The organism is Pseudomonas sp. AC255, from assembly GCF_979258175.1.
The window spans coordinates 22389-42461 of record NZ_OZ409841.1 but is presented as its reverse complement, the minus strand read 5'-3'; the positions used below and the strand labels follow the sequence as shown (position 1 = coordinate 42461).

Below are 20073 nucleotides of genomic sequence, written 5' to 3'. Positions count from 1 at the left end.
CCCTGTCACCGTTGAGGTGCCAGGGGCTTTTTTGTAGCTGGTGCAATCAGGACGCGTGGGATTGCAGGTAGTTCTCGAGACCGATTAGCTTGATCAGGCCCAACTGCTTTTCCAGCCAGTAGGTGTGATCTTCTTCGGTGTCGTTGAGCTGAACCCGCAGAATTTCGCGACTGACGTAGTCCTTGTGTTGCTCGCAAAGTTCGATGCCTTTGCACAGCGCAGCGCGGACTTTGTACTCGAGGCGCAGATCAGCTTCGAGCATCGTAGGCACGGTGGTGCCGACATCCAGATCATCCGGACGCATGCGCGGCGTGCCTTCGAGCATCAGAATCCGCCGCATCAATGCATCGGCGTGGCCGGCCTCTTCTTCCATCTCGTGGTTGATGCGCTCGTAGAGCTTGGTAAACCCCCAGTCCTCATACATCCGCGAATGAACGAAATATTGGTCACGCGCGGCCAGCTCGCCGGTCAGCAACGTATTGAGGTAATCGATTACATCTGGGTGGCCTTGCATCGCCCGACATCTCCCTTCCTGAAAGTCTGTAGTTTGAACCAACCTGACTGGAAGGTCACTCACCGCACGCAATAAAAGCGAAGATATTCTGAGAAAAGCAGGCCAAATAACGCAAAAACCGCCCAAATGAGGGCGGTTCTGCTTCTCGTTTAGACTACGTTAAGCTGTCAGTTGAGCAGCTTTGCGATTGCTTCTCCATACGCCGGATCGGCTTTGTAGAAATGCTGCAACTGACGATCGACGACGTCGCTGGAAACACCCGCCATCGCACCGGCAATGTTGCTGACCAGCAATGCTTTCTGCTCGTCGCTCATCAAGCGGAACAAGGCACCGGCATGGCTGTAGTAGTCGGTGTCTTCGCGGTGATCATAGCGATCAGCGGCACCGCTCAAGGCCAGCGCTGGCTCCGCGTAATGCGGCGCTTGCTTCGGCGACTCAACGTAGCTGTTCGGTTCATAGTTCGGCGCCGCGCCGCCATTGCTGCCGAACGCCATAGAGCCGTCACGCTGATAAGTATTCACCGGGCTGCGCGGAGCGTTCACCGGCAATTGCTGGTGGTTGGTGCCCACACGGTAGCGGTGCGCGTCAGCGTAGGCGAATACGCGACCTTGCAGCATGCGGTCTGGCGACAGCCCCACGCCTGGCACCATGTTGCTCGGGCCAAACGCAGCCTGTTCAACTTCAGCGAAGTAGTTCAGCGGGTTGCGGTTCAACTCCAGCTCACCAACTTCGATCAACGGAAACTCCTTCTGCGACCAGGTCTTGGTCACGTCGAATGGGTTCTCGTAATGAGCCGCCGCTTGCGCTTCCGTCATGATCTGAATGCACACGCGCCATTTCGGGAATTCACCGCGCTCGATGGCCTCGAACAGGTCACGCTGCGCGTAGTCCGGGTCAGTACCGGCCAAACGGGCGGCCTCGGCTGGTGCCAGGTTCTTGATGCCTTGCTGAGTCTTGTAGTGCCACTTCACCCAGTGACGCTCGCCTTTGGCGTTGATCAGGCTGTAAGTGTGACTGCCGAAGCCATGCATATGGCGATAGCCGTCAGGGATGCCACGATCAGAAAACAGGATAGTGACCTGGTGCAGCGCCTCAGGCGAATGCGACCAGAAATCCCACATCATCTGCGCGCTTTTCAAGTTGCTTTGCGGCAGACGCTTTTGCGTGTGGATAAAGTCCGGAAACTTCAGCGGATCACGGATGAAGAACACTGGCGTGTTGTTGCCAACGATGTCCCAGTTGCCTTCCTCGGTGTAGAACTTCAAGGCGAAGCCGCGCGGATCGCGCTCGGTGTCGGCCGAACCACGCTCGCCACCTACGGTGGAAAAGCGCAGAAAGGTTGGCGTTTGTTTGCCTACCGTCTCGAACAACTTCGCACTGGTGTATTCAGTGATGTCACGGGTAACGGTGAACGTGCCGTAGGCGCCCGAGCCTTTAGCGTGGACACGGCGCTCAGGAATGTTTTCACGGTTGAAGTGCGCGAGTTTTTCGATCAGATGGAAATCGTCGAGAAGCAGCGGACCGCGTGGGCCGGCGGAACGGGAATTCTGGTTATCAGCGACTGGCGCGCCACTGGCGGTTGTAAGCGTCTTGGTCTGGCTCATGCGGTCTTCTTCCTCTGTCAGTCTTGAACTGCCGGCTAATGGGCTTGGCGGGAAGTATTGATCATCGACGTTACAGCTACAAATTCATTAACCTGCAAGCATCGATAGATAATTACTAATTATGTTTTCCCGGCACATAGTGGCAGTTCAACCATGTCAGAAACTTGTATGGACGGCGCATTTCTTACAGACACAAAAAACCGGGCACTAGGCCCGGTTTTTCGTTTCAGACTGACGTCTTACTCGGCGGATACAGCTTCGCCAGCAGTAGCACGATCAACCAACTCGACGTACGCCATAGGCGCGTTGTCGCCAGCGCGGAAACCGCACTTGAGGATGCGCAGGTAGCCACCCTCACGGGTAGCGTAACGCTTGCCCAGGTCGTTGAAGAGCTTACCAACGATAGCTTTCGAACGAGTACGGTCGAAAGCCAGACGGCGGTTAGCCAGGCTGTCTGTCTTGGCCAGAGTGATCAGCGGCTCGGCAACGCGGCGCAGTTCTTTGGCTTTTGGCAGAGTAGTTTTGATCAGCTCGTGCTCGAACAGCGACACCGCCATGTTTTGGAACATGGCCTTGCGGTGCGAGCTGGTGCGGCTCAGGTGACGACCACTTTTACGATGACGCATGGTTCATTCCTTACCAAACACTACGTTCGGTGATTACGACGATCAGGCAGTCGCCTTGTCGTCCTTCTTAAGACTTGCAGGCGGCCAGTTGTCGAGGCGCATGCCGAGGGACAGACCGCGGGAGGCCAGAACGTCCTTGATTTCAGTCAAGGATTTCTTGCCCAGGTTCGGAGTCTTCAACAGCTCTACTTCGGTACGCTGAATCAGGTCGCCGATGTAGTAGATGTTTTCCGCCTTAAGGCAGTTAGCCGAACGTACAGTCAGTTCCAGATCGTCAACCGGGCGAAGCAGGATCGGATCGATCTCGTCTTCCTGCTCGACAACCAGCGGCTCACTTTCACCTTTGAGGTCGACGAACGCAGCCAGCTGCTGTTGCAGGATGGTTGCAGCGCGACGGATAGCCTCTTCAGGATCCAGGGTACCGTTGGTTTCCAGATCAATAACCAGCTTGTCCAGGTTGGTACGCTGTTCGACACGGGCGTTTTCCACCACGTAAGCGATACGGCGAACCGGGCTGAACGAAGAGTCGAGCTGCAAGCGACCGATGCTGCGGCTTTCGTCTTCATCGCTCTGACGCGAGTCGGCTGGTTCATAACCACGACCACGAGCTACGGTGAGCTTCATGTTCAGGGCGCCGTTAGACGCCAGGTTAGCGATTACGTGATCGGGATTAACGATCTCGACATCATGATCCAGCTGAATATCGGCAGCGGTAACCACCCCCGAACCCTTCTTCGACAAGGTCAGCGTAACTTCGTCACGACCGTGCAGCTTGATGGCCAGACCTTTAAGGTTCAACAGGATTTCAATTACGTCTTCCTGTACACCTTCGATGGCGCTGTACTCGTGGAGCACACCGTCAATCTCGGCCTCGACTACTGCGCAGCCGGGCATTGAGGACAACAGGATGCGGCGCAGCGCGTTGCCCAGGGTGTGGCCAAAACCACGCTCGAGAGGCTCGAGAGTGATCTTGGCGCGGGTTGGACTGACAACCTGCACATCAATGTGGCGGGGTGTCAGGAACTCATTTACCGAAATCTGCATGGATGCACCTATTTTCTAGCCCTTACTTGGAGTAGAGCTCGACAATCAGGCTTTCGTTGATGTCGGCGGACAGATCACTGCGAGCAGGAACGTTCTTGAAAACGCCCGACTTCTTCTCAGTGTCTACTTCTACCCATTCTACGCGGCCACGTTGGGCACACAGATCGAGAGCTTGGACAATGCGAAGCTGGTTTTTTGCTTTCTCGCGAACTGCAACCACGTCACCAGCACGAACCTGATACGACGGAACGTTTACGGTCTGACCGTTAACGCTGATCGACTTGTGCGATACCAGTTGACGGGATTCGGCACGAGTCGAACCAAAGCCCATACGGTATACAACGTTGTCCAGACGGCATTCGAGCAGTTGCAGCAGGTTTTCACCGGTTGCACCTTTTTTGCCAGCAGCTTCTTTGTAGTAGCCGCTGAACTGACGCTCGAGAACGCCGTAGATACGACGGACCTTCTGCTTTTCACGCAGTTGGGTGCCGTAGTCGGACTGGCGACCGCGGCGCTGGCCGTGGATACCAGGTGCTGCTTCAATGTTGCACTTCGATTCGATCGCGCGCACGCCGCTCTTCAGGAAGAGATCGGTGCCTTCGCGACGAGCGAGTTTGCATTTTGGACCAATGTAACGAGCCATTCTTTACAATCTCCTGGATTACACGCGGCGCTTCTTCGGCGGACGGCACCCGTTGTGCGGGATTGGCGTCACGTCGGTGATGCTGGCGATCTTGTAGCCACAGCCGTTCAAAGCGCGGACTGCGGATTCACGACCTGGACCTGGACCCTTGACGTTGACGTCGAGGTTTTTCAGGCCGTATTCCAGCGCAGCTTGACCAGCACGCTCAGCAGCTACTTGAGCAGCGAACGGGGTGGACTTGCGGGAACCGCGGAAACCCGAACCACCGGAGGTAGCCCAGGAAAGAGCGTTACCTTGACGGTCGGTAATGGTCACGATGGTGTTGTTAAAAGATGCATGGATGTGGGCGATGCCATCAACCACTGTCTTTTTAACTTTTTTACGAGGACGAGCAGCAGGTTTTGCCATGATTAAATTCCTGTCGATTCGCTGGGGCGATTACTTGCGGATCGGCTTACGCGGACCTTTACGGGTACGCGCATTGGTCTTGGTACGCTGACCGCGTACTGGCAGACCACGACGATGACGCAGACCGCGATAGCAACCGAGGTCCATCAAGCGCTTGATTTTCATGTTGATTTCGCGACGCAGGTCACCTTCAGTGGTGAACTTCGCCACTTCGCCACGCAGCTGTTCAATTTGCTCGTCGCTCAGATCTTTGATCTTTGCTGCTGGGTTTACCCCAGTCACTGCACAGATCTTCTGCGCAGTAGTGCGACCAACACCATAGATGTAGGTCAGCGAGATAACAGTATGCTTGTTATCTGGAATGTTAACGCCTGCAATACGGGCCATTCAGTGGGACTCCAATTGACAGCTACCTACGCCCCGGAAGCCAAGAAATAGGGCGCGAGATAATATCGCTGTAATAACAAATAATCAACCCGGTAGCGCACTAGCTACCGGGCTTGAAGCACAATCACACTCAGCCTTGGCGCTGTTTGTGACGCGGTTCCGCGCTGCAAATTACTCGAACAACACCTTCGCGGCGAATAATCTTGCAGTTACGGCACAGCTTTTTCACCGATGCACGAACTTTCATCACCAACTCCTCGAACCTTATGGGTACTCAGCGCAACATGCCGCTGCCGTAACCCTTCAGGTTGGCTTTCTTCATCAGGGATTCGTACTGGTGCGAAACGAGGTGCGATTGTACTTGGGACATGAAGTCCATCACAACCACGACCACGATCAGCAACGAGGTCCCGCCAAGGTAGAACGGAACGTTTGCTGCAACCACCAGGAATTGGGGCAACAGGCACACGGCCGTCATGTAAAGAGCACCGAACAGGGTCAAGCGGGTCAGAACGCCATCAATATAGCGCGCAGACTGCTCACCTGGACGAATGCCCGGAATAAAGGCACCGGACTTCTTCAGGTTTTCCGCTACGTCTTTCGGATTGAACATCAACGCCGTATAGAAGAAGCAGAAGAAAATAATCCCTGCACTAAACAGCAGAATATTCAACGGCTGACCAGGAGCGATCGACTGCGAGATGTCCTGCAACCAGCCCATACCTTCAGACTGACCGAACCAGGCACCCAACGAAGCCGGGAACAGCAAAATGCTGCTCGCGAAAATAGCCGGAATAACACCGGCCATGTTCACCTTCAGCGGCAAGTGGCTTGTCTGCGCAGCAAAAACCTTGCGGCCCTGCTGACGCTTGGCGTAATGAACAGCGATACGACGCTGACCACGCTCAATGAACACCACGAAACCGATAATCGCTACTGCCAGCAAACCGATGGCAACCAGGGCGAAAATGTTGATATCGCCCTGACGCGCAGACTCGAAAGACTGCCCGATTGCTCTCGGAAGACCGGCGACGATACCCGAAAAAATCAACATCGAGATACCGTTGCCAACACCACGCTCAGTAATCTGCTCACCCAGCCACATCATGAACATCGCACCAGCCACAAATGTGGTTACCGCGACGAAATGGAAGCCAAAGTCACCAGTGAACGCGACGCCCTGCCCCGCCAGACCAATGGACATGCCAATAGCCTGGACCAGAGCGAGAGCGACGGTGAGGTAGCGGGTGTACTGGCTAATCTTGCGACGGCCAGCTTCACCTTCCTTCTTCAACTGCTCCAGCTGCGGGCTGACGGCGGTCATCAATTGCATGATGATCGATGCCGAAATGTACGGCATGATCCCCAGTGCAAAGATGCTCATCCGTTCCAGCGCGCCGCCGGAGAACATGTTGAACAAGCTAAGAATGGTCCCCTCATTCTGTCGAAACAGGTCTGCGAGTCGGTCCGGGTTGATACCTGGAACCGGGATGTGTGCGCCTATTCGGTAGACGATAATCGCCAGGAACAGAAAACGCAGACGAGCCCAGAGTTCAGACATACCGCCTTTGCCGAGCGCAGAGAGAGCACCTTGCTTAGCCATTTATTCCTCGAACTTGCCGCCAGCTGCTTCGATAGCCGCACGCGCACCTTTGGTGGCGCCGATTCCCTTGCCGATAGTGACAGCGCGAGTCACTTCACCGGACAGCATGATTTTCACACGCTGTACGTTGACGTTGATCACGTTGGCATCTTTCAGGGACTGCACAGTAACGATGTTGCCTTCCACTTTAGCCAGCTCGGACAAACGCACTTCTGCGCGATCCATGGCTTTCAGGGAAACGAAACCGAACTTAGGCAGACGACGATGCAGCGGCTGTTGACCGCCTTCAAAGCCTGGAGCGATGGTGCCACCGGAGCGGGAGGTCTGACCTTTGTGACCACGGCCACCAGTCTTGCCCAAACCACTACCGATACCACGGCCCGGACGATGCTTTTCGCGACGGGAACCCGGCGCTGGACTCAGATCATTGAGTTTCATCGATTAACCCTCGACACGCAGCATGTAGTAAGCCTTGTTGATCATCCCGCGATTCTCGGGAGTATCCTGGACTTCTACAGTGTGACCGATGCGACGCAGACCCAGACCCTTAACGCACAGTTTGTGGTTAGGGATGCGGCCGGTCATGCTTTTGATCAGCGTAACTTTAACGGTAGCCATGATTACTTGATCTCCTCAACACGCAGGCCACGCTTGGCAGCGATGGACTCAGGAGACTGCATAGCCTTCAGACCCTTGAAAGTGGCGTGAACCACGTTTACCGGGTTAGTCGAGCCGTAGCACTTGGCCAGAACGTTCTGAACGCCAGCAACTTCGAGGACAGCACGCATAGCGCCGCCAGCGATGATACCGGTACCTTCAGAAGCAGGCTGCATGTACACCTTCGAAGCGCCGTGAGCGGACTTCATCGCGTACTGCAGAGTGGTGCCGTTCAGGTCCACTTGAATCATGTTACGGCGAGCAGCTTCCATTGCCTTCTGGATCGCAGCAGGCACTTCACGCGACTTGCCACGGCCGAAGCCAACACGCCCTTTACCATCACCAACCACGGTCAACGCGGTGAAAGTGAAGATACGGCCGCCTTTAACGGTTTTGGCTACGCGGTTAACTTGAACCAGCTTCTCGATGTAGCCTTCGTCGCGCTTTTGGTCGTTATTTGACATAACTTAGAACTCCAGCCCAGCTTCACGAGCAGCATCAGCCAGCGCTTTAACGCGGCCATGGTACTTGAAGCCAGAGCGGTCGAAAGCCACTTGCGATACGCCAGCGGCCTTAGCACGCGTAGCGACCAGCTGGCCAACCTTTGTGGCCGCGTCGATGTTGCCAGTGGCACCATCACGCAGTTCTTTATCCAAAGTCGAGGCACTTGCCAGGACTTTGTTGCCGTCGGCCGAGATGACCTGGGCGTAGATGTGCTGCGACGAGCGGAACACGCAGAGACGCACGACTTCGAGTTCGTGCATTTTCAGGCGTGCTTTGCGAGCGCGACGCAGTCGAGTAACTTTTTTGTCGGTCATTTGCTATGCCCTACTTCTTCTTGGCTTCTTTACGACGGACGACTTCGTCCGCGTAGCGCACACCTTTGCCTTTGTACGGCTCTGGTGGACGGAAGTCGCGGATCTCGGCGGCCACTTGACCTACCAGCTGCTTGTCGATGCCCTTGATCAGGATATCGGTCTGGCTAGGAGTCTCAGCGGTGATGCCTTCCGGCAGTTCGTAATCCACTGGGTGCGAGAAGCCAAGAGCCAGGTTCAGAACCTGACCTTTTGCTTGCGCTTTGTAACCAACACCGACCAGCTGGAGCTTGCGCTCGAAGCCTTGGCTTACGCCCTGGACCATGTTGTTTACCAACGCACGCGTGGTACCGGCCATTGCGCGAGTTTGTTGATCGCCATTGCGAGCAGCAAAACGCAGCTCACCAGCTTCTTCAACGATCTCAACGGACGAATGGATGTTCAGTTCAAGAGTGCCCTTGGCACCCTTCACCGAAAGCTGTTGGCCTGCGAATTTGACTTCGACACCGGCTGGCAGCTTAACGGGGTTCTTAGCGACGCGAGACATGCTTATCCCCCTTAGAACACAGTGCAAAGAACTTCGCCGCCGACACCGGCAGCGCGCGCAGCACGATCAGTCATCACACCTTTGTTGGTGGAGACGATAGACACGCCAAGACCGCCACGAACTTTCGGCAGATCTTCAACGGACTTGTACTGACGCAGGCCTGGACGACTAACGCGCTTCACTTCTTCGATAACCGGACGGCCTTCGAAGTACTTCAGCGAGATGGACAGCGACGGCTTGGCGTCGGTGGTGATCTGAAAATCCGCGATGTAACCTTCGTCCTTCAGGACTTTTGCTACAGCAGCCTTCAACGTGGAAGACGGCATGCTTACGACAGACTTTTCAGCCATCTGGGCATTACGGATTCGAGTTAGCATGTCCGCTAACGGGTCCTGCATACTCATGGGCTAGACGCTCCTAATACAAAAAATTAGCCTTGCGGCTACTACTTGTCGCCGAGAACTTCCGGGCAGAAAAACACGGGCTCAGGCGAGCCGGTCATTCTAGACACACCCCAGAAATGAATCAAGCCCCAAAAGGGGCTTGATTCAGATTCAAGGCCACCGATGGTCAGGTTCTTGCGAACCCGAACATCGAGACTTTGACAACAATTACCAGCTGGCTTTAACCAGACCTGGCACGTCACCACGCATTGCAGCTTGACGCAGCATGTTACGGCCGAGGCCGAACTTGCGGTACACGCCGTGCGGACGACCAGTCAGGCGGCAACGGTTACGCATGCGCGAAGCGCTTGCGTCACGTGGTTGCTTCTGCAGAGCTACGGTAGCTTCCCAACGCGCTTCTGGACTTGCGTTCAGATCGACGATGATAGCTTTCAGCGCTGCACGCTTGGTGGCGTACTTGGCAACGGTGAGCTGACGCTTCAGCTCACGGTTCTTCATGCTCTTCTTGGCCATTTTCCTACTCCAATCAGTTGCGGAACGGGAATTTGAAAGCACGCAGCAGAGCGCGGCCTTCATCATCGTTCTTGGCAGTGGTGGTCAGGGTAATGTCCAGACCGCGGAGAGCATCGATCTTGTCGTAGTCGATTTCCGGGAAAATGATCTGCTCTTTCACGCCCATGCTGTAGTTGCCGCGACCATCGAAGGACTTGGCATTCAGGCCGCGGAAGTCGCGAACCCGAGGCAGGGAGATCGACAGCAGACGATCCAGGAACTCGTACATACGCTCACGGCGCAGGGTCACTTTGACGCCGATCGGCCATCCTTCGCGGACTTTAAAGCCAGCGATGGATTTACGAGCGTAGGTCACAACGACTTTCTGGCCGGTGATCTTTTCCAGGTCAGCAACAGCGTGCTCGATGACTTTTTTGTCGCCGATCGCTTCGCCCAGACCCATGTTCAGGGTGATTTTGGTAACGCGCGGAACTTCCATCACGTTCGAAAGCTTAAGTTCTTCCTTAAGTTTCGGAGCGATTTCCTTCCGGTAAATCTCTTTTAGTCGTGCCATGGTCTTCTACCTAGCAGTGTTCAAGCATCAACCGCTTTTTGGGTCGACTTGAAGACACGAATTTTCTTACCGTCTTCTACTTTGAAACCAACGCGGTCAGCCTTGTTGGTTTCGCCGTTGAAGATGGCGACGTTGGAAGCGTGCAGTGGCGCTTCTTTCTCGACGATACCGCCCTGTACGCCCGACATCGGGTTAGGCTTGGTATGACGCTTGACCAGGTTCAGACCACCAACAACCAGACGGTTGTCAGCAAGAACCTTCAGCACCTTACCGCGCTTACCTTTGTCTTTGCCGGCGATCACGATGATCTCGTCGTCACGACGAATCTTTTGCATGTCGGATCTCCTTACAGCACTTCTGGGGCGAGCGAGACGATCTTCATGAACTTCTCAGTACGAAGTTCACGGGTCACTGGCCCAAAGATACGGGTGCCGATCGGCTCTTGCTTGTTGTTCAGAAGAACAGCAGCGTTGCCATCAAAGCGGATAATGGAGCCATCAGCACGACGTACGCCGTGACGAGTGCGGACTACAACAGCAGTCATCACTTGGCCTTTTTTCACTTTACCGCGAGGAATTGCTTCCTTCACGGTAACTTTGATGATGTCACCGATACCAGCGTAACGACGATGGGAGCCACCCAGCACCTTGATGCACATAACACGGCGAGCGCCGCTGTTATCGGCCACATCGAGCATGGATTGAGTCTGAATCATATAATTTCTCCGACCCCTAGCCCTTAGACTTCCACAGCGCGTTCGAGAACATCAACCAGCGCCCAAGACTTGGTCTTGGCCATCGGACGAGTTTCACGAATAGTGACTTTGTCGCCGATGTGGCACTGATTGGTTTCGTCGTGCGCGTGCAGCTTAGTCGAACGCTTAACGTATTTACCGTAGATCGGGTGCTTTACGCGACGCTCGATCAGAACGGTGATGGTTTTGTCCATCTTGTCGCTGACAACACGGCCAGTCAGCGTACGGACAGTTTTTTCGGCTTCAGCCATGATCACTTACCTGCCTGCTGGTTGAGCACAGTCTTCACGCGAGCGATGTCACGCTTAACTTGCGAGAGCAGATGAGACTGCCCCAACTGGCCAGTTGCTTTCTGCATGCGCAGATTGAACTGGTCGCGCAGCAAGCCGAGCAGTTGCTCGTTCAGCTGCTGTGCGGATTTTTCACGAAGTTCATTCGCTTTCATCACATCACCGTCCGTTTAACAAAGGAGGTGGCGAGCGGCAGCTTTGCAGCAGCCAGGGCGAAAGCCTCACGCGCCAGCTCTTCAGAAACACCCTCGATTTCATACAGGACTTTGCCTGGCTGAATCTGGGCAACCCAGTACTCCACGTTACCCTTACCTTTACCCATACGAACCTCGAGAGGTTTCTTGGAAATCGGCTTGTCCGGGAATACACGGATCCAGATCTTGCCGCCACGTTTTACGTGACGGGTCAGAGCACGACGCGCTGACTCGATCTGACGAGCGGTGAGACGACCACGAGCAACAGACTTCAGCGCGAACTCGCCGAAGCTGACTTTGCTACCGCGCAGTGCCAGACCACGGTTGTGGCCGGTCATCTGCTTGCGGAACTTCGTACGCTTTGGTTGCAACATTTGGCGTACCCCTTACTTAGCAGCTTTTTTACGAGGCGCTGGTGCTTGTGGTTTCAGTTCTTCTTGGCGACCACCAATAACTTCGCCTTTGAAGATCCAAACCTTTACACCGATCACACCGTAAGTGGTGTGAGCTTCGTAGTTGGCATAGTCGATGTCGGCACGCAGGGTGTGCAGTGGCACACGACCTTCGCGATACCATTCAGTACGTGCGATTTCAGCACCGCCGAGACGACCGCTCACTTGGATTTTGATGCCTTTGGCACCAATGCGCATGGCGTTCTGTACAGCGCGCTTCATAGCGCGACGAAACATTACACGACGCTCCAGCTGCTGAGCTACGCTCTGCGCAACCAGCATACCGTCGAGCTCCGGCTTGCGGATCTCTTCGATATTGATGTGCACAGGCACACCCATTTGCTTGGTCAGGTCCTGACGCAGTTTCTCAACATCTTCACCTTTCTTCCCGATAACGATACCTGGACGAGCGGTGTGGATGGTGATGCGTGCAGTTTGGGCCGGACGATGGATATCGATACGGCTTACGGACGCGCTTTTTAGTTTGTCTTGGAGATACTCACGCACTTTCAGATCTGCGAACAAGTAGTCCGCATAAGTCCGACCGTCTGCGTACCAGACGGAGGTGTGCTCCTTGACGATTCCCAGGCGAATGCCAATGGGATGTACTTTCTGACCCATCTCTTCGACTCCGTTACTTGTCAGCAACCTTGACAGTGATATGGCAAGACCGCTTGACGATGCGATCAGCACGGCCTTTGGCACGTGGCATGATGCGCTTCAGCGAACGCCCTTCGTTGACGAAAACGGTGCTGACCTTCAGGTCATCAACGTCTGCGCCTTCGTTATGCTCGGCGTTGGCTACGGCCGACTCCAGCACTTTCTTCATGATCTCGGCGGCTTTCTTACTGCTGAAAGCCAACAGGTTGAGCGCTTCGCCCACCTTCTTCCCGCGGATCTGGTCGGCGACCAAGCGGGCTTTCTGGGCGGAGATTCGAGCGCCCGACAACTTAGCGGCTACTTCCATTTCCTTACCCCTTAACGCTTGGCTTTCTTGTCAGCCACGTGCCCGCGATAGTTGCGGGTACCGGCGAACTCGCCCAGTTTGTGGCCGACCATGTCTTCGTTAACGAGAACTGGGACGTGCTGACGACCGTTGTGTACTGCGATGGTCAGACCGACCATTTGTGGCAGGATCATCGAACGACGCGACCAGGTTTTAATTGGTTTGCGATCGTTCTTTTCCGCCGCCACTTCGATCTTCTTCAGTAGGTGAAGATCAATAAAAGGACCTTTTTCAGAGAACGTGGCACTGTCGTATCCCTCTATTTACTTGCGACGACGGACGATCATTTTGTCGGTACGCTTATTACCACGAGTCTTCGCGCCCTTAGTCGGGAAGCCCCATGGCGATACCGGATGACGACCACCAGAGGTACGACCTTCACCACCACCATGTGGGTGGTCAACCGGGTTCATGGCAACACCACGAACGGTTGGGCGAACGCCACGCCAGCGTTTGGCACCAGCTTTACCCAGCGAACGCAGGCTGTGCTCGGAGTTCGAGACTTCACCCAGGGTCGCACGGCATTCAGCCAGGACTTTACGCATTTCACCGGAACGCAGACGCAGGGTCACGTAGACACCTTCACGAGCGATCAGCTGAGCCGAAGCACCAGCGGAACGAGCGATCTGTGCACCTTTACCTGGCTTCAATTCGATGCCGTGTACGGTAGAACCGACTGGAATGTTGCGCAGTTGCAGAGCGTTGCCTGGCTTGATTGGAGCCAGAGCGCCTGCGATCAGCTGGTCGCCAGCACTCACGCCTTTAGGGGCGATGATGTAGCGACGCTCGCCGTCTGCGTAGCACAGCAGTGCGATGTGAGCAGTACGGTTTGGATCGTATTCGATACGCTCGACAGTGGCGACGATGCCATCTTTGTCGTTGCGACGGAAATCGACCATACGGTAATGCTGCTTATGACCACCACCGATGTGACGAGTGGTAATACGGCCATTGTTGTTACGACCACCAGACTTCGATTTTTTCTCGAGCAGCGGTGCGTGAGGAGCGCCTTTATGCAGCTCCTGGTTGACCACCTTGACCACAAAACGGCGGCCAGGGAAGTCGGTTTGCATTTAACGATTGCCATGATGCACCCCTTCCTTACTCAGCACTGCTGCTGAAATCGAGATCTTGGCCTGGCTGAAGGGAGATAACTGCCTTCTTCCAGTCATTACGCTTGCCCAGACCGCGAGCAGTGCGCTTGCTCTTACCCAGAACGTTCAGGGTAGTGACGCGCTCTACTTTCACGCTGAACAGGCTTTCGACGGCCTTCTTGATTTCCAGCTTGGTTGCATCAGTAGCAACCTTGAAAACGAACTGGCCTTTCTTGTCTGCCAGAACCGTAGCCTTCTCGGAAACGTGCGGGCCAAGCAGAACTTTAAATACGCGTTCCTGGTTCATCCCAGCAGCTCCTCGAATTTCTTCACGGCCGACACGGTGATCAACACCTTGTCGTATGCGATCAGACTAACTGGATCGGAACCTTGCACGTCACGTACATCTACGTGCGGCAGGTTGCGAGCAGCCAGGTACAGGTTCTGATCAACAGCGTCCGACACGATCAGAACGTCGGTCAGGCTCATGTTGTTCAGTTTGCCCAGCAGATCTTTGGTTTTCGGAGTTTCAACAGCGAAATCCTGAACCACGACCAGACGATCAGTACGCACCAGCTCAGCAAGGATGGAACGCATTGCTGCGCGATACATCTTCTTGTTCAGCTTCTGGGAGTGATCCTGTGGACGAGCTGCGAAAGTGGTACCGCCGCCACGCCAGATTGGGCTACGGATAGTACCGGCACGAGCACGGCCAGTACCTTTCTGACGCCATGGGCGCTTGCCGCCACCACGAACGTCGGAACGGGTCTTCTGCTGCTTGCTACCTTGACGGCCGCCGGCCATGTAGGCCACGACTGCTTGGTGAACCAGCGTCTCGTTGAATTCGCCGCCAAATGTCAGTTCGGAAACTTCGATCGCTTGAGCGTCATTTACATTTAATTGCATGTCAGCTTCCCCTTAACCGCGAGCCTTGGCTGCTGGACGTACAACCAGGTTGCCGCCAGTAGCGCCAGGAACAGCACCCTTGACCAACAACAGATTGCGTTCAGCGTCCACGCGCACTACTTCCAGGGACTGCACGGTCACGCGCTCAGCGCCCATATGACCGGACATTTTTTTGCCCTTGAATACACGACCAGGAGTCTGGCACTGGCCGATAGAGCCTGGGACGCGGTGGGATACGGAGTTACCGTGGGTGTTATCTTGCCCGCGGAAATTCCAACGCTTGATCGTACCCTGGAAGCCTTTACCCTTGGACTGACCGGTTACATCAACCAGTTGACCAGCGGCGAAGATTTCAGCGTTGATCAGATCGCCAGCCTGGTACTCGCCTTCTTCAAGGCGGAATTCCATGGTGGTGCGACCAGCGGCAACGTTCGCTTTAGCGAAGTGGCCAGCCTGAGCTGCTGTTACACGCGAAGCGCGACGCTCGCCGACAGTGACTTGCACTGCACGATAGCCATCGGTCTCTTCAGTTTTGAACTGGGTGACGCGATTCGGCTCGATCTCAATGACCGTGACCGGAATGGAGACACCTTCTTCGGTGAAAATACGGGTCATACCGCATTTACGACCGACTACACCAATAGTCATGTTGTAAACCTCATGAGTGTACGGGGCTTTCACCCGCTATGGCCGCCCATTTCAGAGCGTTACACGACCAAGACCGAGTCTTAGCCGAGGCTGATCTGCACTTCCACACCGGCCGCAAGATCAAGCTTCATCAGCGCGTCAACGGTTTTATCCGTTGGCTGGACGATGTCCAGAACACGCTTATGAGTGCGGATCTCGTACTGGTCACGCGCGTCTTTGTTGACGTGCGGGGAAACCAGAACGGTGAACCGCTCTTTACGGGTAGGCAGTGGAATTGGACCACGCACTTGAGCACCAGTACGTTTCGCGGTTTCCACGATTTCCTGGGTTGATTGGTCGATCAGGCGATGGTCAAAAGCCTTCAACCTGATACGGATTTGCTGATTTTGCATTGGATTTCAGACTCCGGCTGCTATTCCCACCGGGCGCAATACGCCCGTTAAAAGGAGGCGCAATTCTATAGACGCCCCCGATAGGTGTCAACCCAATAAAAAAGCCCCCGCTGAGCGGGGGCTTTTTCAATTCATCAAGCTGACTTTAAAAGTCTTACTCGATGATTTTGGCTACGACGCCAGCGCCGACGGTACGACCGCCTTCACGGATAGCGAAACGCAGACCATCTTCCATCGCGATGGTTTTGATCAGGGTAACAGTCATCTGAATGTTGTCACCTGGCATTACCATTTCAACGCCTTCTGGCAGCTCGCAGTTACCAGTCACGTCAGTAGTACGGAAGTAGAACTGTGGACGGTAGCCTTTGAAGAACGGAGTGTGACGACCGCCTTCTTCCTTGCTCAGAACGTAAACTTCTGCGGTGAACTTGGTGTGCGGCTTGACCGAACCTGGCTTGACCAGAACCTGGCCACGCTCAACGTCGTCACGCTTGGTACCACGCAGCAGAACGCCGCAGTTCTCGCCAGCACGACCTTCGTCGAGCAGCTTGCGGAACATTTCAACACCGGTGCAAGTAGTAACGGTGGTGTCACGCAGACCAACGATTTCCAGCGGATCCTGAACGCGAACGATACCGCGCTCGATACGACCAGTCACAACAGTACCGCGACCCGAGATCGAGAATACGTCTTCGATTGGCATCAGGAATGGCTTGTCGATCATACGAACTGGTTCTGGGATGTAGGCATCCAGAGTTTCAACCAGCTTCTTGACGGCAGTGGTGCCCATCTCGTTGTCGTCTTTGCCTTCCAGCGCCATACGAGCCGAACCGATGATGATCGGAGTGTCGTCGCCCGGGAAGTCGTAAGTCGACAGCAGGTCACGAACTTCCATCTCAACCAGTTCCAGCAGCTCAGCGTCGTCTACCAGGTCAGCCTTGTTCAGGAAGACCACGATGTACGGAACGCCAACCTGACGGGACAGCAGGATGTGCTCACGGGTTTGCGGCATCGGACCATCAGCGGCCGAGCAAACCAGGATAGCGCCGTCCATCTGAGCAGCACCGGTGATCATGTTCTTCACGTAGTCAGCGTGACCTGGGCAGTCAACGTGAGCGTAGTGACGGATCTTCGAGTTGTACTCAACGTGCGCGGTGTTGATGGTGATACCGCGAGCTTTTTCTTCTGGTGCGCTGTCGATCTTGTCGAAGTCAACGATTGCAGAACCGAAAACTTCAGAGCAAACGCGAGTCAGAGCAGCAGTCAGAGTGGTTTTACCGTGGTCAACGTGACCGATGGTGCCAACGTTGACGTGCGGTAGGGAACGATCAAATTTTTCTTTAGCCACGACAATTAACTCCTAGCCTAAAGGGGCTGAATCAGCCTTGTTTTTTGGTTACGGATTCGACGATGTGCGACGGAGCCGTATCATATTTTTTGAATTCCATAGAGTAGCTTGCGCGACCCTGGGACATGGAACGAACGTCGGTCGCATAACCGAACATCTCACCCAGTGGAACCTCGGCACGGATAACCTTGCCGGACACTGTGTCTTCCATACCCTGGATCATGCCGCGACGACGGTTAAGGTCGCCCATCACATCACCCATATAGTCTTCAGGCGTAACAACCTCTACCGCCATGATCGGCTCGAGCAACTCACCACCACCCTTCTGGGCCAGTTGCTTGGTCGCCATGGAAGCAGCCACTTTAAACGCCATCTCGTTGGAGTCGACGTCGTGGTAAGAACCATCGAACACGGTAGCCTTCAGGCCGATCAGCGGATAGCCGGCAACAACGCCGTTCTTCATCTGCTCTTCGATACCCTTCTGGATAGCCGGGATGTATTCCTTAGGAACCACACCACCTACAACTTCGTTCACGAATTGCAGACCTTCCTGACCTTCGTCAGCAGGAGCAAAACGGATCCAGCAGTGACCGAACTGGCCGCGACCACCGGACTGACGAACGAACTTGCCTTCGATTTCACAGTTCTTCGTGATGCGCTCACGATACGAAACCTGAGGCTTGCCGATGTTGGCTTCGACGTTGAACTCACGGCGCATCCGGTCAACCAGGATGTCCAGGTGCAGCTCGCCCATGCCGGAGATGATCGTCTGACCAGTCTCTTCATCAGTTTTAACGCGGAAAGACGGGTCTTCCTGAGCAAGTTTGCCCAGAGCGATACCCATTTTTTCCTGGTCATCCTTGGTCTTAGGCTCTACGGCAACCGAAATAACCGGCTCCGGGAAGTCCATGCGAACCAGGATGATTGGCTTGTCAGCGTTGCAGAGGGTTTCACCAGTGGTGACGTCCTTCATGCCGATCAGGGCCGCGATGTCACCAGCGCGTACTTCCTTGATCTCTTCACGGGCGTTTGCGTGCATTTGCACCATACGACCCACGCGCTCTTTCTTGCCTTTGACCGAGTTGATCACGCCGTCGCCGGAGTTCAACACGCCCGAGTAAACGCGGACGAAGGTCAGAGTACCCACGAATGGGTCGGTAGCGATCTTGAACGCCAGAGCCGCGAAAGGCTCGTTGTCGTCTGCATGACGCTCCATCTCTTCTTCCTCGTTATCAGGGTTGGAACCCTTGATAGCAGGAATGTCGGTCGGAGCAGGCAGGTAGTCGATAACGGCGTCGAGAACCAGGGGAACGCCCTTGTTCTTGAACGAAGAACCGCAAACGGCCAGAACGATTTCGCCGGCGATAGTACGCTGACGCAAAGCAGCCTTGATCTCTTCGATCGACAGCTCTTCGCCTTCCAGGTACTTGTTCATCAGCTCTTCGTTGGCTTCGGCGGCAGCTTCAACCATGTTGTTGCGCCACTCTTCCGCCAGCTCTTGCAGCTCGGCAGGAATGTCCTTGCGAACAGGAACCATACCTTTGTCGGAGTCGTTCCAGTAGACAGCTTGCATGTTGATCAGATCGATCTGACCCTGGAAGTTGTCTTCGGAACCGATGGCCAACTGGATCGGCACCGGAGTGTGACCCAGACGCTGCTTGATCTGACCGATCACGCGCAGGAAGTTGGCGCCGGCACGGTCCATCTTGTTTACGTAAACAAGACGTGGAACGCCGTATTTGTTGGCTTGACGCCATACGGTTTCCGACTGCGGCTCAACACCCGAAGTACCGCAGAACACAACGACAGCGCCGTCGAGTACGCGCAGGGAACGCTCAACTTCAATGGTGAAGTCAACGTGGCCCGGGGTATCGATTACGTTGAAACGGTGCTCGTGAGAGTACTGCTTCTCGGAACCTTTCCAGAAGGCGGTAATGGCAGCAGAAGTAATGGTAATACCACGCTCCTGCTCCTGAACCATCCAGTCTGTGGTCGCGGCGCCATCATGCACCTCGCCCATTTTGTGACTTTTGCCGGTGTAAAACAGTACGCGCTCGGTGGTGGTGGTTTTACCAGCATCCACGTGAGCGACGATACCGATGTTACGGTAGCGGCTAATCGGAGTAGTACGAGCCATAAAGCCCTCGCAAAATTAGTGAAGCTAAAATTAGAAGCGGTAGTGCGAGAAAGCTTTGTTAGCTTCGGCCATACGGTGCACGTCTTCACGCTTCTTAACAGCAGCACCTTTACCTTCAGCAGCATCCAGCAGTTCGCCAGCCAAACGCAGAGCCATAGACTTCTCGCCGCGCTTACGGGCGAAGTCTACCAACCAGCGCATTGCCAGAGCGTTACGACGGGAAGGACGAACCTCGACCGGAACCTGGTAAGTAGCACCACCAACGCGGCGCGACTTCACTTCGACCAGCGGAGCGATGGCGTCGAGTGCTTTTTCGAAGAGTTCCAGGGGATCGGTGCCAGCCTTACGGGCCGCAACGGTTTCCAGGGCACCATAAACGATACGCTCGGCAACGGCTTTCTTGCCGCTTTCCATAACGTGGTTCATGAATTTGGCGAGGATCTGGCTTCCGTATTTCGGATCGTCCAGAATCTCACGCTTTGCTGCTACGCGACGTCTTGGCATGATAAGCCCTCAAGCGGTCTTCAGGTTAGC

General features: G+C 54.9%; 31 protein-coding genes and 2 pseudogenes. All 33 read right to left on the bottom strand.

The window, feature by feature from the left end; all coding sequences use genetic code 11:
* Positions 1-46 precede the first annotated feature (46 nt).
* Positions 47-514 (bottom strand): bacterioferritin, encoded by a 468-nt coding sequence (gene bfr, locus ACZZ0K_RS00280; RefSeq protein ID WP_016772947.1) that lies wholly within the window; start codon positions 512-514, stop codon positions 47-49.
* Between the two features lie 167 nt (positions 515-681).
* Positions 682-2118, bottom strand: coding sequence for a catalase (locus tag ACZZ0K_RS00275; RefSeq protein ID WP_258707258.1), 1437 nt, complete (start codon positions 2116-2118; stop codon positions 682-684).
* A gap of 239 nt (positions 2119-2357) precedes the next feature.
* Positions 2358-2744, bottom strand: a complete 387-nt coding sequence (gene rplQ, locus ACZZ0K_RS00270; RefSeq protein WP_003176402.1) for a 50S ribosomal protein L17 — start codon at positions 2742-2744, stop codon at positions 2358-2360.
* Positions 2745-2786: 42 nt separating this feature from the next.
* Entirely contained in the window at positions 2787-3788 is a 1002-nt protein-coding gene (locus ACZZ0K_RS00265; RefSeq protein ID WP_016772946.1) for a DNA-directed RNA polymerase subunit alpha, read from the bottom strand.
* A gap of 22 nt (positions 3789-3810) precedes the next feature.
* A complete protein-coding gene (gene rpsD, locus ACZZ0K_RS00260) occupies positions 3811-4431 on the bottom strand; it encodes a 30S ribosomal protein S4 (protein WP_003176404.1) in 621 nt (206 codons plus the stop codon).
* Positions 4432-4449: 18 nt separating this feature from the next.
* A complete protein-coding gene (gene rpsK / locus ACZZ0K_RS00255) occupies positions 4450-4839 on the bottom strand; it encodes a 30S ribosomal protein S11 (protein WP_002555466.1) in 390 nt (129 codons plus the stop codon).
* Between the two features lie 30 nt (positions 4840-4869).
* Complete coding sequence (rpsM, locus tag ACZZ0K_RS00250) at positions 4870-5226, bottom strand: 30S ribosomal protein S13 (protein ID WP_003186020.1); 357 nt, start codon at positions 5224-5226, stop codon at positions 4870-4872.
* 130 nt (positions 5227-5356) lie between these two features.
* Complete coding sequence (gene rpmJ, locus ACZZ0K_RS00245; RefSeq protein ID WP_002555468.1) at positions 5357-5473, bottom strand: 50S ribosomal protein L36; 117 nt, start codon at positions 5471-5473, stop codon at positions 5357-5359.
* Between the two features lie 27 nt (positions 5474-5500).
* On the bottom strand, positions 5501-6829 hold the full coding sequence (gene secY, locus ACZZ0K_RS00240; RefSeq protein WP_016772945.1) for a preprotein translocase subunit SecY: 1329 nt from the start codon (positions 6827-6829) through the stop codon (positions 5501-5503).
* Entirely contained in the window at positions 6830-7267 is a 438-nt protein-coding gene (gene rplO, locus ACZZ0K_RS00235) for a 50S ribosomal protein L15 (RefSeq protein ID WP_258707259.1), read from the bottom strand. It lies immediately after the preceding gene.
* A gap of 3 nt (positions 7268-7270) precedes the next feature.
* Positions 7271-7447 carry a 50S ribosomal protein L30 gene (rpmD, locus tag ACZZ0K_RS00230; RefSeq protein ID WP_003176408.1) on the bottom strand — a complete coding sequence of 59 codons (177 nt, stop codon included), beginning with the start codon at positions 7445-7447 and terminating at the stop codon, positions 7271-7273.
* A 2-nt stretch (positions 7448-7449) separates the two neighbouring features.
* Positions 7450-7950 carry a 30S ribosomal protein S5 gene (gene rpsE / locus ACZZ0K_RS00225; protein WP_007955637.1) on the bottom strand — a complete coding sequence of 167 codons (501 nt, stop codon included), beginning with the start codon at positions 7948-7950 and terminating at the stop codon, positions 7450-7452.
* A 3-nt stretch (positions 7951-7953) separates the two neighbouring features.
* Positions 7954-8304 carry a 50S ribosomal protein L18 gene (gene rplR, locus ACZZ0K_RS00220; RefSeq protein ID WP_003186037.1) on the bottom strand — a complete coding sequence of 117 codons (351 nt, stop codon included), beginning with the start codon at positions 8302-8304 and terminating at the stop codon, positions 7954-7956.
* A gap of 10 nt (positions 8305-8314) precedes the next feature.
* The gene (gene rplF / locus ACZZ0K_RS00215) at positions 8315-8848 is read right to left on the bottom strand and encodes a 50S ribosomal protein L6 (protein WP_003228722.1); all 534 of its coding nucleotides are present in this window, start codon (positions 8846-8848) and stop codon (positions 8315-8317) included.
* 11 nt (positions 8849-8859) lie between these two features.
* Positions 8860-9252: a 30S ribosomal protein S8 gene (gene rpsH / locus ACZZ0K_RS00210; protein WP_016772944.1), complete on the bottom strand. Its 393-nt coding sequence runs from the start codon at positions 9250-9252 to the stop codon at positions 8860-8862.
* A 207-nt stretch (positions 9253-9459) separates the two neighbouring features.
* Positions 9460-9765 (bottom strand): 30S ribosomal protein S14, encoded by a 306-nt coding sequence (gene rpsN / locus ACZZ0K_RS00205; RefSeq protein WP_003186042.1) that lies wholly within the window; start codon positions 9763-9765, stop codon positions 9460-9462.
* 13 nt (positions 9766-9778) lie between these two features.
* The gene (gene rplE / locus ACZZ0K_RS00200; RefSeq protein WP_003210069.1) at positions 9779-10318 is read right to left on the bottom strand and encodes a 50S ribosomal protein L5; all 540 of its coding nucleotides are present in this window, start codon (positions 10316-10318) and stop codon (positions 9779-9781) included.
* A gap of 20 nt (positions 10319-10338) precedes the next feature.
* Positions 10339-10653 carry a 50S ribosomal protein L24 gene (gene rplX / locus ACZZ0K_RS00195; protein ID WP_003186046.1) on the bottom strand — a complete coding sequence of 105 codons (315 nt, stop codon included), beginning with the start codon at positions 10651-10653 and terminating at the stop codon, positions 10339-10341.
* Positions 10654-10664: 11 nt separating this feature from the next.
* Positions 10665-11033, bottom strand: a complete 369-nt coding sequence (gene rplN / locus ACZZ0K_RS00190) for a 50S ribosomal protein L14 (protein ID WP_002555479.1) — start codon at positions 11031-11033, stop codon at positions 10665-10667.
* A 23-nt stretch (positions 11034-11056) separates the two neighbouring features.
* Positions 11057-11323 (bottom strand): 30S ribosomal protein S17, encoded by a 267-nt coding sequence (gene rpsQ / locus ACZZ0K_RS00185; RefSeq protein WP_003194644.1) that lies wholly within the window; start codon positions 11321-11323, stop codon positions 11057-11059.
* 2 nt (positions 11324-11325) lie between these two features.
* Positions 11326-11517, bottom strand: a complete 192-nt coding sequence (rpmC, locus tag ACZZ0K_RS00180; RefSeq protein ID WP_002555481.1) for a 50S ribosomal protein L29 — start codon at positions 11515-11517, stop codon at positions 11326-11328.
* Positions 11517-11930 (bottom strand): 50S ribosomal protein L16, encoded by a 414-nt coding sequence (gene rplP / locus ACZZ0K_RS00175; protein WP_003228729.1) that lies wholly within the window; start codon positions 11928-11930, stop codon positions 11517-11519. The genes rpmC and rplP overlap by 1 nt, the downstream gene beginning before the upstream one ends.
* A gap of 12 nt (positions 11931-11942) precedes the next feature.
* The gene (gene rpsC, locus ACZZ0K_RS00170; protein ID WP_003176422.1) at positions 11943-12629 is read right to left on the bottom strand and encodes a 30S ribosomal protein S3; all 687 of its coding nucleotides are present in this window, start codon (positions 12627-12629) and stop codon (positions 11943-11945) included.
* Between the two features lie 13 nt (positions 12630-12642).
* The gene (gene rplV / locus ACZZ0K_RS00165) at positions 12643-12975 is read right to left on the bottom strand and encodes a 50S ribosomal protein L22 (protein WP_003103908.1); all 333 of its coding nucleotides are present in this window, start codon (positions 12973-12975) and stop codon (positions 12643-12645) included.
* An 11-nt stretch (positions 12976-12986) separates the two neighbouring features.
* A pseudogene (rpsS, locus tag ACZZ0K_RS00160) lies at positions 12987-13261 on the bottom strand (30S ribosomal protein S19).
* Between the two features lie 16 nt (positions 13262-13277).
* Positions 13278-14101 (bottom strand): annotated as a pseudogene (rplB, locus tag ACZZ0K_RS00155) (50S ribosomal protein L2).
* Positions 14102-14115: 14 nt separating this feature from the next.
* Positions 14116-14415, bottom strand: coding sequence for a 50S ribosomal protein L23 (gene rplW / locus ACZZ0K_RS00150; protein WP_002555488.1), 300 nt, complete (start codon positions 14413-14415; stop codon positions 14116-14118).
* Positions 14412-15014 (bottom strand): 50S ribosomal protein L4, encoded by a 603-nt coding sequence (gene rplD, locus ACZZ0K_RS00145; RefSeq protein WP_003228735.1) that lies wholly within the window; start codon positions 15012-15014, stop codon positions 14412-14414. The genes rplW and rplD overlap by 4 nt, the downstream gene beginning before the upstream one ends.
* Positions 15015-15026: 12 nt before the next feature.
* Positions 15027-15662, bottom strand: a complete 636-nt coding sequence (rplC, locus tag ACZZ0K_RS00140; RefSeq protein ID WP_003228738.1) for a 50S ribosomal protein L3 — start codon at positions 15660-15662, stop codon at positions 15027-15029.
* A gap of 80 nt (positions 15663-15742) precedes the next feature.
* On the bottom strand, positions 15743-16054 hold the full coding sequence (rpsJ, locus tag ACZZ0K_RS00135) for a 30S ribosomal protein S10 (protein ID WP_003186070.1): 312 nt from the start codon (positions 16052-16054) through the stop codon (positions 15743-15745).
* A 154-nt stretch (positions 16055-16208) separates the two neighbouring features.
* Entirely contained in the window at positions 16209-17402 is a 1194-nt protein-coding gene (tuf, locus tag ACZZ0K_RS00130) for an elongation factor Tu (protein ID WP_064361246.1), read from the bottom strand.
* 31 nt (positions 17403-17433) lie between these two features.
* A complete protein-coding gene (fusA, locus tag ACZZ0K_RS00125) occupies positions 17434-19539 on the bottom strand; it encodes an elongation factor G (RefSeq protein ID WP_016772942.1) in 2106 nt (701 codons plus the stop codon).
* 30 nt (positions 19540-19569) lie between these two features.
* Positions 19570-20043 carry a 30S ribosomal protein S7 gene (gene rpsG, locus ACZZ0K_RS00120; RefSeq protein WP_016772941.1) on the bottom strand — a complete coding sequence of 158 codons (474 nt, stop codon included), beginning with the start codon at positions 20041-20043 and terminating at the stop codon, positions 19570-19572.
* Positions 20044-20073: the final 30 nt, after the last annotated feature.

Coding starts and splice junctions, on each gene's coding strand:
- rpsD (WP_003176404.1), bottom strand. CDS start 4,431: ATGGCTCGTTACATTGGTCCAAAATGCAAACTCGCTCGTCGCGAAGGC.
- rpsM (WP_003186020.1), bottom strand. CDS start 5,226: ATGGCCCGTATTGCAGGCGTTAACATTCCAGATAACAAGCATACTGTT.
- rpmC (WP_002555481.1), bottom strand. CDS start 11,517: ATGAAAGCGAATGAACTTCGTGAAAAATCCGCACAGCAGCTGAACGAG.
- rpsK (WP_002555466.1), bottom strand. CDS start 4,839: ATGGCAAAACCTGCTGCTCGTCCTCGTAAAAAAGTTAAAAAGACAGTG.
- rpsH (WP_016772944.1), bottom strand. CDS start 9,252: ATGAGTATGCAGGACCCGTTAGCGGACATGCTAACTCGAATCCGTAAT.
- rplC (WP_003228738.1), bottom strand. CDS start 15,662: ATGACTATTGGTGTAGTCGGTCGTAAATGCGGTATGACCCGTATTTTC.
- rplR (WP_003186037.1), bottom strand. CDS start 8,304: ATGACCGACAAAAAAGTTACTCGACTGCGTCGCGCTCGCAAAGCACGC.
- rplF (WP_003228722.1), bottom strand. CDS start 8,848: ATGTCTCGCGTCGCTAAGAACCCCGTTAAGCTGCCAGCCGGTGTCGAA.
- rplV (WP_003103908.1), bottom strand. CDS start 12,975: ATGGAAGTAGCCGCTAAGTTGTCGGGCGCTCGAATCTCCGCCCAGAAA.
- ACZZ0K_RS00275 (WP_258707258.1), bottom strand. CDS start 2,118: ATGAGCCAGACCAAGACGCTTACAACCGCCAGTGGCGCGCCAGTCGCT.
- ACZZ0K_RS00265 (WP_016772946.1), bottom strand. CDS start 3,788: ATGCAGATTTCGGTAAATGAGTTCCTGACACCCCGCCACATTGATGTG.
- rplN (WP_002555479.1), bottom strand. CDS start 11,033: ATGATTCAGACTCAATCCATGCTCGATGTGGCCGATAACAGCGGCGCT.
- rplO (WP_258707259.1), bottom strand. CDS start 7,267: ATGAAACTCAATGATCTGAGTCCAGCGCCGGGTTCCCGTCGCGAAAAG.
- rplQ (WP_003176402.1), bottom strand. CDS start 2,744: ATGCGTCATCGTAAAAGTGGTCGTCACCTGAGCCGCACCAGCTCGCAC.
- rpmD (WP_003176408.1), bottom strand. CDS start 7,447: ATGGCTACCGTTAAAGTTACGCTGATCAAAAGCATGACCGGCCGCATC.
- secY (WP_016772945.1), bottom strand. CDS start 6,829: ATGGCTAAGCAAGGTGCTCTCTCTGCGCTCGGCAAAGGCGGTATGTCT.
- rplD (WP_003228735.1), bottom strand. CDS start 15,014: ATGCAATTAAATGTAAATGACGCTCAAGCGATCGAAGTTTCCGAACTG.
- fusA (WP_016772942.1), bottom strand. CDS start 19,539: ATGGCTCGTACTACTCCGATTAGCCGCTACCGTAACATCGGTATCGTC.
- rpmJ (WP_002555468.1), bottom strand. CDS start 5,473: ATGAAAGTTCGTGCATCGGTGAAAAAGCTGTGCCGTAACTGCAAGATT.
- rplE (WP_003210069.1), bottom strand. CDS start 10,318: ATGGCACGACTAAAAGAGATTTACCGGAAGGAAATCGCTCCGAAACTT.
- rplP (WP_003228729.1), bottom strand. CDS start 11,930: ATGTTGCAACCAAAGCGTACGAAGTTCCGCAAGCAGATGACCGGCCAC.
- rpsQ (WP_003194644.1), bottom strand. CDS start 11,323: ATGGCTGAAGCCGAAAAAACTGTCCGTACGCTGACTGGCCGTGTTGTC.
- rplW (WP_002555488.1), bottom strand. CDS start 14,415: ATGAACCAGGAACGCGTATTTAAAGTTCTGCTTGGCCCGCACGTTTCC.
- rpsC (WP_003176422.1), bottom strand. CDS start 12,629: ATGGGTCAGAAAGTACATCCCATTGGCATTCGCCTGGGAATCGTCAAG.
- rpsN (WP_003186042.1), bottom strand. CDS start 9,765: ATGGCCAAGAAGAGCATGAAGAACCGTGAGCTGAAGCGTCAGCTCACC.
- rplX (WP_003186046.1), bottom strand. CDS start 10,653: ATGCAAAAGATTCGTCGTGACGACGAGATCATCGTGATCGCCGGCAAA.
- bfr (WP_016772947.1), bottom strand. CDS start 514: ATGCAAGGCCACCCAGATGTAATCGATTACCTCAATACGTTGCTGACC.
- rpsJ (WP_003186070.1), bottom strand. CDS start 16,054: ATGCAAAATCAGCAAATCCGTATCAGGTTGAAGGCTTTTGACCATCGC.
- rpsE (WP_007955637.1), bottom strand. CDS start 7,950: ATGTCAAATAACGACCAAAAGCGCGACGAAGGCTACATCGAGAAGCTG.
- rpsG (WP_016772941.1), bottom strand. CDS start 20,043: ATGCCAAGACGTCGCGTAGCAGCAAAGCGTGAGATTCTGGACGATCCG.